Annotated in this window: 4 protein-coding genes; all 4 read left to right on the plus strand. The window is 61.3% G+C overall.

The window, feature by feature from the left end; translation table 11 throughout:
- Nucleotides 1-3 precede the first annotated feature (3 nt).
- Genes ABD013_RS09980 through ABD013_RS09995 form a run of 4 tightly spaced genes read left to right on the plus strand, consistent with a single transcriptional unit; the run spans nt 4 to nt 15554 of the window.
- Nucleotides 4-11280, plus strand: a complete 11277-nt coding sequence (locus tag ABD013_RS09980; protein ID WP_343805400.1) for a two-partner secretion domain-containing protein — start codon at nt 4-6, stop codon at nt 11278-11280.
- Between the two features lie 21 nt (nt 11281-11301).
- Nucleotides 11302-11610 carry a DUF3467 domain-containing protein gene (locus tag ABD013_RS09985; RefSeq protein ID WP_343805402.1) on the plus strand — a complete coding sequence of 103 codons (309 nt, stop codon included), beginning with the start codon at nt 11302-11304 and terminating at the stop codon, nt 11608-11610.
- A gap of 22 nt (nt 11611-11632) precedes the next feature.
- Complete coding sequence (locus tag ABD013_RS09990; RefSeq protein WP_343805404.1) at nt 11633-13408, plus strand: GAF domain-containing protein; 1776 nt, start codon at nt 11633-11635, stop codon at nt 13406-13408.
- A gap of 1 nt (nt 13409) precedes the next feature.
- Entirely contained in the window at nt 13410-15554 is a 2145-nt protein-coding gene (locus ABD013_RS09995) for a PqqD family peptide modification chaperone (RefSeq protein WP_343805406.1), read from the plus strand.

The following is a 15554-nucleotide window of genomic DNA, read 5'->3' on the forward strand; positions in this document are numbered from 1 at the left end:
GGAATGACCAAGAACAACCATCGGGTGAACTCAGCGCCCAACTTCAAGCCCAGACTTCTTTCCCTGGCCGTGGCTTCGATATGCCTGTCCATGAAACTGCAGGCGGCGCCTGCAGTTGATGAACTGCCTTCCGGTGCCGTGATTCAGCAGGGGCAGGCGGTAATCACTCAGACCGATAACGTGATGAACATCCAGCAGAACAGCTCCCGGCTGGTCACCGACTGGAATACGTTCAATATCGGCTCGGACGCGATCGTCAACTTCCTGCAGCAGCGTTCCGACCTGGCGCTGAACAGGGTGCTGTCGGGCGATCCCTCTCAGATTCTGGGACAGCTTAACGCTCAGGGTACCGTGATCATCGCCAACCCGGCGGGTGTGCTGTTCGGCAGCAGTGCACGTATCGATGTCGGCAGCCTGGCGGTAATGGGCCAGATGCCGGACAGTGACGAACTTATCAATGGCCAACTGTTGCTGGAAGATCTGGCAGCGGGCGGTAACGTGATCAACCAGGGGCAGATTACGACCCGCACCGGCGGCTTCGTGGTTCTGGCGGGCAAGACCGTCGAGAACAGCGGCACCATCACGGCCGAAGCCGGTCAGGTGGCCCTGCTGTCAGGTGACAAGGCGCGCCTTGAACTGACTGCTGATGGCCTGATCGGCGTCGAAATGGACGGCGTTAGTGCTGAAGCGGCGATTGCCAACAGTGGCGCCATCATTGCCGATGGCGGCAAGGTGTTGATTCAAAGCCGCAATGCCGGTGGGGCCTTGTCCGCTGCGATTAACCAGACCGGTATCATTCGTGCCAACACACTGGCGGTGGCCGGTGACGGCAGTATCCGTATCGATGCCGGCGAGGGCCGGGCGATGATCGCGGGTACGGTCGAGGCGCGGGGCGATGATGCTGGTGAAATGGGCGGTCGCATCCAGATTACTGGCAGTGATGTCGAGATCAATGGCTCTTTGAATACAGAGGGCACAGTCGGTGGCGGCGTCATCCATGTCGGCGGCGGCTGGCAGGGGGATCAAAGCGAAATCGCCGAGGCAGGCCGAGTTACCGTTTCTGAAGACGCCGATATCAGCGCCGATGCTACTGTTGAGGGTGATGGTGGCGAAGTGGTGCTCTGGTCAGCTGATCAGACCCGTCATGACGGCAGCATCTCCGCACGCGGTGCCGGAGAAGGAAAAGGCGGCCGGGTTGAAACCTCCAGCCGGGGTGCCTTGGGTGTCAGTGGCAGTGTCGATGTCTCCGCCGAGTCAGGTGAAGGCGGCAGCTGGTTGCTTGACCCGACCAACCTGACCGTCAACACCACCGGTGGAACCGCGGATACGGTCAGTAACGTGTCCATCGAGTCCAGCCTGAACGGCGGTGCCAATGTCACCCTGCAGGCGGATCAGGATATCAGCATCGAAGCATCGATCGCCAAGACCACTGGCGCGGAGGCGACTCTGACGTTCGATGCCGGAAACGATATTACGCTGCATACCGGCGTGGATATCACCTCCAGCGGCAACGGTAACGCGCTCAACCTGGTGTTCGGCAGCGCTCCGAGCGACACAGGTATCATCTCCATTTTCGGCCAGTTGGCGACCAACGGTGGTGATATCACCTTCAACAAGGTCACCCACCTGCGTCATGAAACGCCGGTCAGCACCAAGATAACCCAGAGCGTCGGCAGCAATACCCCGTCCGGTGATGTCCTGTTCGTCAAGGATGTGTACCTGGCCGATGATGGCTACAGCGTCACCATCAACACCCAGGGGTCCGATTCCGGTGGCGTTTACAACAATATCGGCGGCGATATCCAGTTTGACGGTCAGGTGCTCAGCGCCGCGCCGGTGATCTCATCGACCAACACCACGGCCCAGACCCAGTCGCCGCAGAATCTGATCCTGGATACCACCGGTCTGACCGGTGCTGATCCCTCTGTTGCTGGCAAGATCATCTTCAACGGTGATATCGGCAGCGCGGCCAACCCGCTGCGCAGCCTGACCTTCAACGGCGCCACCAACATCGACTTCAACGCGTCGAGCATCAACCTGAGTAACACTGCCGGTCCGGTGATCACCGCGAGCACCAACTTTGCCGACAACCCGGTACTTAACCTGCTCAGTAATGATGTCACCATCAATATCACCGGCGGAGCCGTGCCGGGGCTGACAGCGGGTTACACCAGTTATCTGCAGGACAGCTTCGACATCTATGCGGCCGCGACGGGTGCGCAGACCCTGACCATCAACTCCGATCAGTCGATCAAGCTGTCCGGTGTCAGCATCGATTCTGACGGCACCAATGCGTTCAACCTGCTGTTCAACCCGAACGTGGCCACAGGCTCCGGTCAGGGTGCCGTGATCATGTCCGATGTCGCGATTACCTCTACCGGCGGTGATGTCAGCCTGGGCAGCGCCGGCAACTATGCCGAGGGCGTGGCCGGTGATACCGATGGCAGTGACGGTGTACGACTCCACAATACCCGCATTGAGACGGCGGGCGGCGACCTGTCGATCTTCGGTCGTGCCGCGGATAACACCCAGGCGTCCGACTCCTCCGGTGCAGGTGTGCGCATCACCGGTGCCGCCACCTACCTGAGCACTGACAGCGGTCAGCTCAGCGTGCGTGGTCGTGTTGAGAACCAGACCGACAGTGGCAACAAGGATGCGATCGTTATCGGCGAAGGCGTCTCCGGCCAGGCTACGCTGACGACCACCAGCGGCAATATCCTGATCGACGGTGACGCCAGTGCCGTGGGTGACAGCGTCACCGGTGGCAACCGCTATATCGGTGTGCTGCTGGCCAACAGTGCGCTGGTACAAAGTGACAGCGGCGATATCCTGGTACGTGGCCAGGGTGGTGGCGGCAACCAGAACTCAGTGGAACAGAACCATGGTATCCGCCTGCAGGACAACGGCACCAGTATCCTCAGCAGCAGTGGTGACATTCTGCTGCAGGGTACCTCCGGTGGCCGTCTGGATGACGCGGGTGAGAACAGCTTCGGTATCTACGCCACCGGTAACAGCATCTATGTCGGCCGTGATGCTGACAAGAGTGCGGCCACCGGCGATATCATCTTTGTTGCCGACTCCATGGAGTTCGTTAACAGCTCCTCTTCGCGCCTGCAGGTCTCCAGTGACGGCCACCTGGTGATCCGTCCGGAAAGCGCCGATACCCGGATCGTGTTCGGCAACGCCGGCTCGCGCCCGGAAAACGGCGTCAACAAGATTCTTTACCTGGGCGAAGACTGGTTCAACGGCAGTGCCAATGCGGTCTTCCTCAGTGCACCTCAGGTAACCGCTACGGCCGGAGGCCTGGATTCGCAGCAGAATCTGCTGGTTAACGGCAACGCCGGCGGCAACTTTAAACTGAATATCGGCGGCAGCCAGACCGGTGACATTGCCTACTCGACCGATTCTGCCGTGCTGGGCGGTAATATCCAGGCGGCCATCCAGGGGATAGCGGGCTACGAGGGTACCACCGTACTGAACCAGGGCAGCGGCAGTTACCTGGTGACGTTCAAGGATGGCTCCGCTACTCCGGTGGTGATGAGCGATCTGGTGACGGCTGATACCGGCCGCACCGGCTTTGCCGATATCACCATCGGTCGTACCGATCTGAGCGGCAATATCACTGTCAGCGCGCCGACCACCTTCCGTGATGACCTGACCCTCTTGGCTGGCGTCAACAACGATGCCTATGCGGCGAAGGTGATCATCAACTCGGCCCTGACGCTGGCCCGTCAGCCCAATACCACTGACGCCGGCAGCCTGACCGTGATTACGGACAGCGGATTGACTACGTCGGAAGGCCTGGTGGCCAAGGGCGTGATCAGCGTTGATGAGCTGCGCCTTGAAGGCGGTGGTGACTTCGTAGCGACGGCAATCAACCGTATCGGTACACTGGCGGCCGACGTGCTGGGTGATCTGGTACTGACCAATGGTCAGGCACTGAATATCGGCCAGGTTAGCAGTACACGCGTCGAGGGCTATACCTCTGATACGGCGACCGGTCAGGTTGACATTGCCGCTGAGGTAACCGATACCACCACTGGCCTGACTGCCGACCAGATCGATCTGCGCGCTATCAGCACCTCACCGGGTGTTGTTGCCGATGTGACTCAGTCTGAGAACATCACCGCCAATACCCTGAGCGTCCAGGTCGAAGACGGCACCTTCCTGCAGACAGGCGCAGCGGTTATCGCCGATGGCGATATGGATGCAAACACCGCGACGGCTCTCTATCTGAGTACCGGTGAGGGCACGGCCAAGCTGCATAATGACAATGTCATAGGTACCTTTGCCGGTGCCTTCACCGCTGATTCCGGGCTGGAACTGAACAACACCCGCGCGCTGGAGATCAGTCGTGTGTCCCTGTCCGGCAAAACAGCGGATGCGGCCAGTGATCTCGGCCTGATCAGCCAGACCACCGTCAATCGTGATGGCATCCAGGCCCCGAATGCGCAGATCGTGCTGAAAACGGCAGGCGCCCTGACCCAGTCGGCGGATGCCGCCCAGTCTCAGATCAACGCCGGCGTGCTGGCAGCCGATGTGACCGGTGGCGCAATACAGCTGGACAACCAGACAAACCAGATTGATCTGGCCGCGCTGGCCCTGAACAGCGATGGTTTCGATGTCACACTGCTCAATGCCGGTGATCTGACTATCGGTGAAGTGACCGGTATCGACACCGGCCTGATCGGCGCAGGCTCCGTCAACGGCGTAACCCCGGGCGCCAATGGCAATATCCGCATCGCGACCGGGGATGGCTCCCTGACGCTGGACAAGGCGGTGACGGCAACCGGAACCGGTACTGTTGACCTGCGTGCCGGTGGCCTGGGCTCCGACTTGATCATCGATCAGGCCGCTCCCGAGACCGCACTGGTGAACAGTGAAAACGGCGCCATCCAGTTGTTGGCCGGTGGCAGCATTACTACCACCAAGGCCACCGACGGTGAGGCGCTGATCGACTCCACCGGCAGCACTGTGCTGCTGCAGGCCGGTGATGCGATTGGCAGTGACAGCAACCGCATCGAAGTCTCCGTGCCGAATAGCCTGGCGGCGGAAGCGGGTGCCAGCGGTATCTGGCTGCGCCATCTGGACAGCGCAGATCTGCAGATCGGACAGGCGACCGCGCTGAATACCACCGAGACTTTCGGTGGCACCGTCAGTCAGACCGGCGGCGTCATGTCGGGCCTGACCACGCTGGCAGGTAGTAACGGCAATATCACCCTGACCAAGGTCGACGGCGATATCGTCGTGGTGGACAGCATTGCAGCGGACGGCAACGGGTATGTCGACCTGCGCACCGGTGGCACGGGGTCTATCCGTGTCGACGGCGGACAGGTGGCATCCGGTAGCGGTACGCTGCAACTGGTCTCTGCGGCGGACATCAGCACCAACACGGCAACCGGCATGACCACCGAGCTGAGCACCAGTGGCGATGTGCTGCTGGTGGCCGCGGACGGTGCCATCGGTAGCCAGACCAACCGCATTGAAATTGCCGGTGCAACCGGCGTGGCCACGCAGAGTGGTTCGGCGACCGGCAGCCAGTTCCTGCGTCACAGCGGCGACATGACCGTGGCCGAAGTGGATGTGGTGAACGCCAATACCCTGGATACCGCCGCGTCCTTGCTGGCGCTGCCGGGTAGCTATTTCGGCCTGGTAGCCGGTGCCAGCCAGGTAATCGACCTGCTGGTGGACGGTGCACTGCAGCTGAATGAGCAGGTTCAGGTCGCTGACGGCATCATCAAGCTGGATGCTGACAGCGTTGCCCAGAATCTGGACAGCGGCAAGGCGATGACGGCGGGTGCGCTCAAGGTACAGGCGACCAACGACATTGCTCTGAATAACCCGGAAAACGCCATCGGCACTTTGGCCGCCGATTCCGTCAACGGCAGCATCAGCTACGTGGACACTGACGGTCTGACCGTTGGCACCGTGGATGGCATGAATGGTTTGAGCGCGGCGGGCAATATTGATGTTCGGACGCTGGGCGGTGACCTGGTTGTGGCTCAGGCCGTGGGTACGGGCAGCGGCAATATCGACCTGCGTGCGCTGAACAGCGGCGCCCTGACCACCAACGCAGCGGTCGTGGCCGGCACTGACGGCAACGTGGATCTGCGCACCACAGATGGGGCGATTACGCTGAACGCCAACGTCACCGCCAGTGGTGATGGCTGGATCGATATCCGCTCCGGCGGTGTATCTGACCTGACCATCGGTAATGCTGCACTGATCAGTTCGGCCACGGGCGACATCCAGCTGCTGGCCGGTAACGACTTGGTCAGCGGCAAGGCCACCGACGGCAGCGCCTCCATCAGTACCAACGACGGCAGTGTACTGCTGCAGGCCGGAGGCAACATCGGCAGCGACAGCAACCGTATCGAAATCGACGGTGCGGCGACTCTGGCGGCTAACGCAGCCGACGGCAGCATCTGGCTGCGCAAGCTGGGCGCGGGCGATGCCCTGCAGCTGGGTGGCGTGGAAGCCTTCGTCACCGATGACCTGGCCGACACCGCGGCTGGCGGCAGCTTCAACGCCAGCTATGCCGGCCTGACCTCCGGTGGTGCAGGTAACATCTCCCTGACCACTCAGGGCGGCGACCTGACGCTGATCGAGAACGTGGCGGCGGATACCAGCGGTTACGTGGATCTGCGTACGGCTGGCAGCGGTGATATCGCGCTGAACAGCGGCGCGCAGATCACCTCCGGCAGCGGCACACTGCAGATTCTGGCCGGTGGTGATATCAGCACCGACAGCACCACGGGTACCACTACCGAGCTGGATACCACCGGTGATCTGCTGCTGCAAAGCGGCGGCAACATCGGTAGCCTGAGCAACCGCATCGAGCTGGCCAACGTGGATCAGCTGGCGGCGGACAGCGCCGGCAGCCAGTACCTGGCGCACAGTGGTAATATGACCGTGGATCAGGTAGCGGCAGTCAATACAGCCAATACGACCGACTACACGGCCGCCGGTTTGAAAGGCCTGACCGCCGGTGCTGACCAGATCATCGACCTGGTGGCGGCCGGTGCGCTGCAGCTGAACGACCGCGTGCAGATCGGCGGCACTACGGGCGTTATCCGCTTCGTGGCGGACAGCATCAACCAGGTACTCGACAGCGGCAAGGCGATGACCGCCGGTTTCCTGCGTGCGCAGGCGACCCACGACATCGCGCTGAACAACCCGGAAAACGCCATCGATACGCTGGCCGCCGACTCCGTCAACGGCAGTATCAGCTACGTGGACCGCGATGGTCTGACCATCGGTACCGTGGATCTGGGCAATGCCGGTGAACTCAGTGGCCTGAACGCCGCCGGCAATATCGATGTGCAGACCCTGGGTACCGGTATCGACAATGATCTGACCGTGGCGCAGTCTGTCGGCACAGACAGTGGCAACATCGACCTGCGTGCGTTGAACAGCGGAGCCCTGACCACCAACGCAGCGGTCGTGGCCGGCACTGACGGCAACGTGGATCTGCGCACCACCGATGGGGCGATCACGCTGAATGCCGATGTCACCGCCAGTGGTGATGGCTGGATCGATATCCGTTCCGGCGGTGCTGCCTCCGATATCACGGTGGGCAACCTCGGCGCTGATTACGCGCAGCTCAGCTCGAACAGCGGTGACATCCAGCTGCTGGCCGGACGTGACCTGCTGACCACTCGGGTGACCGATGCAGCCGGTCGTGCGACTCTCGCTACCAACGACGGCAGTGTTCTGCTGCAGGCCGGCGGCAGCATCGGTAGCGACAGCAACCGCATCGAGATCGACGGCGCGGCGACCCTGGCGGCCAACGCCGCCAATGGCAGCATCTGGCTGCGCAAGCTGGGTATCAGTGATGCCCTGCAGCTGGGTGGCGTGGAAGCCTTCGTCACCGACGACCTGACCGATACAGCGGCAGGTGGCGACTACAACCTAAGCTACGCTGGTCTGACCACCGGTGGCGCAGGCAACATCACCCTGACCACTCAGGGCGGTGACCTGACGCTGATCGAGAATGTGGCGGCGGATACCAGCGGTTACGTGGATCTGCGGTCGGCTGGAGCTGGTGATATCGCGCTGAACAGCGGTGCCCAGATCACTTCCGGCAGCGGCACCCTGCAGCTTCTGGCAGGCGGTGATATCAGCACCGACAGCACTACCGGAACCACCACCGAGCTGGATACCACTGGTGATCTGCTGCTGCAGAGCGGCGGCAACATCGGCAGCCTGAACAACCGCATCGAGCTGGCCAACGTGGATCAGCTGGCGGCGGACAGCACAGGCAGCCAGTACCTGGCGCACAGCGGTGGTATGACCGTGGATCAGGTAGCAGCAATCAATACAGCCAACACGATCGACTACACGGCCGCCGGTTTGAACGGCCTGACCGCCGGTACTGACCAGACCGTTGACCTGGTGGCGACCGGAGCGCTGCAGCTGAACGACCGTGTTCAGATCGGCGGCACTACGGGCGTGATCCGCTTCGTGGCAGACAGCATCAACCAGGTGCTCGACAGCGGCAAGGCGATGATGGCCGGTTTCCTGAACGCGCAGGCAACCAATGATATCGCGCTGAACAACCCGGAAAACGCCATCGATACACTGGCGGCTGATTCCGTCAACGGCAGTATCAGCTACGTGGACCGCGATGGCCTGACTATCGGCACCGTGGATGGCATGAGCGGCCTGAACGCCGCCGGTGACATCAGTGTACAGACTCTGGGCGGTGACCTGAGCGTGGCACAGGCAGTAATGACCGATGACGGTGATATCGACCTGCGGGCACTGAACAGCGGCGCCCTGACCACCAATGCGGCGGTCGTGGCCGGTACCGATGGTAACGTCAACCTGCGCACCACCGATGGCGCGATCTCGCTGAATGCCAACGTCACGGCCAGCAACGGTGGCTGGATCGATATCCGTTCCGGCAACTCCGATCTGACCCTCGGCGCGGCCGCTCTGGTCAGCTCGACTACTGGCGACATCCAGCTGTTGGCCGGTAACGACCTGATCAGTGGCAAGGCAACCAGCAACAGCGCTTCCATCAGCACCGATGGCAATGTGCTGATGCAGGCGGCGGGTAACGTCGGCAGTGACAGCAATCGCATCGAGATCGGCGGTGCAGCGGCACTGGCGGCCAACGCGGACAGCGGCAGTCTCTGGCTGCGCAAGCTGGGCGCGAGCGATGCTCTGCAGCTGGGCGGTGTTGAAGCCTTCAATACTGCTGACAACGTCGGTGGCAGCTTCAACGGCAGCTATGCCGGTCTGACTAGCGGTAGCGCGGGCAACATCACTCTGACCACTCAGGGCGGTGATCTGACGCTGGTCGAAAACGTGGCCGCGGATACCAGCGGTTACGTGGACCTGCGTACCGGCGGCACGGGTGATATCGCGCTGAACAGCGGCGCGCAGATCACCTCCGGCAGCGGCACGCTGCAGATCCTGGCAGGTGGTGATATCAGCACCGACAGCACCACTGGAACCACCACCGAGCTGGACACCACCGGTGATCTGCTGCTGCAAAGCGGCGGCGATTTCGGCAGCCTGAGCAACCGCATCGAGCTGGCCAACGTGGATCAGCTGGCGGCGGACAGCACCGGCAGCCAGTACCTGGCGCACGGCGGGGATATGACCGTGGATCAGGTGGCGGCAGTCAATACAGCCAACACGACCGACTACACGGCCGCCGATTTGAACGGCCTGACCGCCGGTAACGATGAGACCGTTGACCTGGTGGCGACCGGTGCCCTGCAGTTGAACGACCGCGTTCAGATCGCAGGTACATCTGGTCTGATCCGCTTCGCGGCCGACAGCATCAGTCAGGTGCTCGACAGCGGCAAGGCGGTCACCGCCGGTTCTCTGAAAGCCCAGGCGACCAACGACATCGCGCTGAACAACCCGGAAAACGCCATCGCTTCGCTGGCGGCTGACTCGGTGAACGGCAGCATCAGCTACGTGGACAGCGATGGCCTGACAGTGGCTACCGTGGATGGGCTGAGTGGCCTGAATGCAGCTGGTGATATCGATGTCCAGGCGTTGGGCGGCGACCTGATCCTGGCGCAGATGGTCAGCAGTGACAGCGGCAACCTGACACTGGGTGCTGATGCCGGTCTGATGCAGCTGAATGCGGACCTGGCCACCATCGATACGGCGCAGATCCTGATTACGGCTGCAGAGCTGCTGCAGGCAGTTGGTACCGGTATCAACACCGGCACCCTGGTGGCTGGCGTGACCGGCGATCTGACCATGACAGGTGACAACAGCGCGCGTGCGGCTTCACTGAGTGCAGATGGAACTCTGACGCATACCGGCTTGCTGTCCGTATCTGACAGTGCCAACCTGAGCGCGGGTGGCAACATTATCCTGGGTCAGGTGAACGGCGTGAGCGCTGATCTGTTGGCTCAGGCAGGTGGTCGCATCACGCTGCAGGGGGCAACGGACCTGTCGACCGCCTGGATCCGCAGCGGCAACGAGATCTTCCTGGATGCGCCGATGACGGTGCATGGCAATACGGCCAATGCGGCCGTGCTGGCAGCCGGCAGCTGGTTCTACAACCGGACCGGTGTCGGCAGCGATGCTATCGCGGCTGCCGACAGCAACTGGTTGATCTACGATCGCACTTCCAACAACTACACCCAGCGCATGGCGGGGCTGGAGCCGGATTACCTGGTATTCAGCACACTGTATAACGACATGCCGGCGGATCAGGTGACACGCCCCGGTAATGGCTACTACACAGGTACGACCATCCTGGATCCGGATACCTATCTGCGTGTGGTGAGCGGTATCGACCAGGAGTCTTCGTCCGGCAGTGGCATTCCGAGCCAAAGCGCGACAGACCCGCTGATTCAGGTGTCTGAAACCGAGCAGGTATTCCCGCCAGCACTGCTGGAAACCGCGGCTGATACAGTGTTTGGTGAGACTGTCATCAATGAAGCAGGAGAGGGCGGGTATGCTCTGCTCACGACCGATCCACTGGCATTGGGTAACCTGAGCATCGACATGCCCATCATCAACCTGAACACGGGTGAAGAATTCCGCATTCCGCTGGCTGAGCTGGTCGGGGAATCGGAGCTGGTCGGCGTTACTGTTGACGGTGGCGCGCTGCCGGAGTGGGTCGAGCTGATTGGCACTGGCCTGTCAGCACGCTTGTCGGGAGTCATTCCAGAGGGGTGGGAGCCCTTCCTGATCCAGATTGAGACCCGGCACCCATTGACGGGAGCCCTGCAGACCCTGAAGCTGTTGATCGTACCTGTCGAATCTGACGAAGATGAGATCACACTGGAAACAACCCGTGTGTGACTTGAAACCAAGGAGTTAAAAATGTCTGAAGTTGCAGAACAGAAAACCATGAATGAACAGCCGGCTCAGCAGCCGGTGATGCCGAAGATCAAGTGGAATGACGAGAACATGCAGTCCACCTACGCCAATGTCTGCAATGTCATGGGCACCCGTGAAGAGATCATGGTACTGTTCGGTTCCAACACAAACTGGCAGGGTAACCAGGAAGAAGTGGAAGTCGCGCTGTCTCAGCGTATTCTGCTGACCCCCTATGCTGCCAAGCGTCTGCAGATCATGCTGGATATGGGACTGAAGGAATATGAAAAACGATTCGGTGAAATCAAGCTCTGATACGCCGAATCCGGAAAAATACATGCACTGGTTCAGGCTCCTCCATGATGAGTCTGATCCGGTGTTTTTTTCGGCCTGGTTCAACCTGCTTAACGATGGACTGGGTGGCATTCAGGAAGGGGTACTGGTTCTGGGGCCGGCCAATACGGGGCCGTTCGAACCCAGGGCATCCTGGCCCTACAAAACTCCCTGCAGCGATGCGCTGGTGCAGGTCGCCGAGCAGGCCATGGAGCTGTGCCGTCCCGTGATGCAGCGGGCAGGCGCTCGCCTGCTGTTTGCGATGCCGGTGGTGCATCAGAATGACCTCCTCGGAGTATTGGCTATCTCGCCCAGCTCGCCGGGGTTGTCTATTCAGCAGAAAAACTGGATGCAGTGGGGGCTTGGCTGGCTGTTGGGTCATGCTTCCGTACAGACGGGCAGTGGCGACGGTGAGCTCAATGAGCGGCTGATCCTGCTGCTGGAACTGCTGATGTCCTCGCTCGACAGTGACGATCTGGAGCAGGCTGCGCAAAGGGTCCTGGCACAGGCCAGTGTTAGCCTGAGCTGTGACCGTATCGCCCTGGGATTTGCCCACAAGCAGGGGGTCAGACTCTATACGCTGGCGAATGTGGCCGAGTTCTCGCGCAAGATCGACCTGGTGCAGGACCTGGAAGCGGCGATGGAAGAGGCCGTTGATCAGGGCGAGGCGATCAGCTGGCCAGGTGAGGACGACAGCCTCGTCATACGGGATGCCCACAAGGCACTGGCCGAGCGTCAGGGCAACCATACCCTGATGTCGATTCCTTTCATTCGCGATGCCGAACACTATGGTGTCCTGACCTTCGAATGGGCGGAGGCACCGGACAACGCAAATATTGAACTGGCCACGGCCGTGGCGCCAATTCTGGGGCAGGTACTGCTCAAGGGGCGCGCTCTGGATCACGGGCCTGTGGAGATGCTGCGTCGCTACTCCCTGGCTCCTTTCAAGCGACTGCTCGGGGCCGGTTATCTTGGCACCAAAATGCTGGCCATGACCGCACTGGCACTGGTGCTCTTCTTCAGCCTTGCCACGGGTGATTTCAGAATCGATACCGATGCTCGACTCGAGGGCGCACTTAACCGTTCATTGGCAGCGCCCTTCGATGCCTACCTGGAACAGGCGATCTTTCGTGCCGGGCAGGTCGTGAAGACCGGTGACATGCTGGCCAAGCTGGATGACCGTGACATGCGGCTGGAACTGGCCAAGCTGGAAAGCCAGCAGGCGCAGTATACGCGCCAGCTGCAGCTGGCACAGGCCAGTTGGGACTCGGCCCAGGCGGGTGTGGTGTCGGCCCAGCTGGCCCAGGTACAGGCCCAGCTGAAGCTGGTCAACACCATGCTGCAGCGGACGGAGGTCCGTGCGCCCTTTGATGCGCTGATCACCAGTGGCGACCTGTCGCAGGATTTGGGGCTGCCCATTTCCAAGGGGCAGGTGCTGTTCGAACTGGCGCCTCTGGAGGACTACCGGCTGGTGCTGGATGTGCCGGAAAGTGATATCGGTTACCTGCGCGTTGGCCAGACCGGTGAGCTGGTGCTGAAAGCTTTCCCCGATCAGCCGACCGGGTTTGAAGTGTCGTTGATCACCCCGCTGGCGGAAGCACGCGACGGGCAAAACCTGTTCCGGGTCGAGGCCCGGCTGAATGAGGTGACTGAGGGCATGCGTCCGGGGCTGGAAGGGGTCAGCAAGGTAAGCGTGGATGAACGCAAGCTGATCTGGATCTGGACCCGTGAGCTGCGCCACTGGGTACGTCTTTCACTCTGGAAATGGTTCGGGATCTGACATGTCGGCACTGTTTTCGGCCTCCTGGTATCGTACGGCAGAACTGGTTCCCCGACTCAGAACCCAGGCGCGGATTTTTCGCCACGTTTATCGTGGCGAGGTCTGGCGCGTTGTTCAGGACCAGAGCAGTGGCAAGTTCCTGCGTCTGAATGCTCAGGCCTACCGCATTCTGGGCCTGATGGATGGGCATCGGAACCTGGAACAGATCTGGCAGCTGGCCTGTGAAACCATGGGTGATGATGTGCCGGGGCAGGATGAAATCCTGCAATTGATGACTCAGCTGCATAACGCCGGCGTGCTGAGCAGCGGCCAGGTGCCCGACCTGGATGAGCTGCAGGAGCGCACCCGGGAGTCGCGCCGCAACCGGATCAAGCAGTATCTGTCCAACCCGTTGGCACTGAGAATCCCACTGGTCGATCCTGATCGCTTTCTCAGTGCTCTGGTTGGCTGGGTGCCGGTCTGGATGCGCTCGGTCATTCTGGGCGTTTGGGCGCTGCTGATCGCCTTTGGCGGCTGGCTGGCGTTCGCTCACTGGGAGGGACTGACCGAAGATGTCGGCCAGCTGGTATTCACGCCCCAATATGTGCTGACCCTGCTGCTGGTGTTTCCCATCGTCAAGGCGATACACGAGCTGGGGCACGGCATCGCGATCAAGCTGTTTGGCGGGCAGTGCCATGAGATGGGCGTGATGCTGCTGGTGATGATGCCGGTGCCCTATGTCGATGCCAGTCATGCCACCGGCTTTGTCAGCAAGTACCAGCGCATGATCGTGGGTGCTGCGGGCATGATGATCGAGCTGGCATTGGCCGCTGTCGCACTGTGGATCTGGACATGGACCGAGCCGGGGCTGCTGCGCGTATTCCTGCACGATGTGGTCATTCTGGCTGGTGTGACCACGCTGATCTTCAACATCAACCCGCTGTTGCGCTTCGATGGTTACTACATACTGTCGGACTGGCTGGAAATTCCCGGTCTCGGCAGCAAGGCCAACCAGTATCTGGGTTACCTGAGCAAGCGTTATCTGCTGCGTATTCGCCGCGGGTTGCAGCCGCCCCGGACAACGCCGAAAGAGCCGGCCTGGCTGACGGTCTATGCCATCGGCTCTTTCTGCTATCGCATGGTGCTGGTGTTCACCATCGTCACCTTTGTTGCCACCCAGTTCTTCGTCATCGGCATACTGCTGGCCCTCTGGGCGATCTACATGATGCTGCTGTTGCCGTTGATCAAGCTGGTCAAGAACATTCTCAACGATCCGCTCATCATGGAACGACGCCTGCGCCTGTACAGTGTGACGGCGCTGGCACTGGCAGGACTGGTCTGGTGCCTGGTGTTGACGCCGGTGCCGTCCGCGACGCTGGTTGAAGGGGTCGTCTGGATGCCGGAGCAGTCCCGTATCCGTGCGCCTCAGGCCTGCTTCGTACGGGATCTGCTGCACAGCCAGGGGATGGTTAGCAAGGGACAGCCCCTGATCCGCTGTGAGGACGAACTGTTACCGACGCGACGCGAAGTGCTCGAGCAGCGCAAGCAGGAGCTGCTGGCCCGGCAGGTGATCGCCCAGCGAACGGACAGGGTTGAAGCCCGCCTGCTGGAAGAAGAACTGATCAGCGTGCAGGCCCAGATCGACGACTTGGAGCTGCGTATCGCCCGTTTCACGCTGGTAGCGCCGATGGATGGCCGTTTCGTGGTACCGGGTTCGTCCGATCTGGTGGGGCGCTGGTTCCAGCGCGGCGAAGTGGTGGCGCATATCATCGATCCGCAGCGCTATACGGTGATGAGCGCGGTACCTCAGATGAGTATTGACCGCGTGCGTGCCGATAGTCAGAGCGTTCGCCTGCGACCGGTGGATGATATCGAGCGTGAAGTGACGGCCCGGGTGTTGCGAGCGGTTCCCTCCGCGACCCGGCGGTTGCCCAGCCTGGCGCTGGCATTACAGGGCGGCGGCACCATCGGGGTCGAGCCCGGAGAACAGCAACCGCTGGCGCTGGAGCCCCTGTTCCTGCTGGAACTGAAGGCAGTGTCGGACCAGCCGATCAGTACGACCCTGGGTGGCCGGGTATACGCCCGTTTCGAGCATACGCCCGAGCCGCTGGCGATGCAGTGGTACCGCATTCTGCGTGACCTGTTCATTCGCAAGTTCGGGGTCTGA

Origin of the sequence: Marinobacterium maritimum, assembly GCF_039523155.1 — a bacterium.
GTDB lineage: Bacteria > Pseudomonadota > Gammaproteobacteria > Pseudomonadales > Balneatricaceae > Marinobacterium > Marinobacterium maritimum.

Excerpts from the sequence above, each read along its gene's own strand:
- ABD013_RS09980 (WP_343805400.1), top strand. The coding sequence starts at position 4 with ATGACCAAGAACAACCATCGGGTGAACTCAGCGCCCAACTTCAAGCCC.
- ABD013_RS09985 (WP_343805402.1), top strand. The coding sequence starts at position 11,302 with ATGTCTGAAGTTGCAGAACAGAAAACCATGAATGAACAGCCGGCTCAG.
- ABD013_RS09990 (WP_343805404.1), top strand. The coding sequence starts at position 11,633 with ATGCACTGGTTCAGGCTCCTCCATGATGAGTCTGATCCGGTGTTTTTT.
- ABD013_RS09995 (WP_343805406.1), top strand. The coding sequence starts at position 13,410 with ATGTCGGCACTGTTTTCGGCCTCCTGGTATCGTACGGCAGAACTGGTT.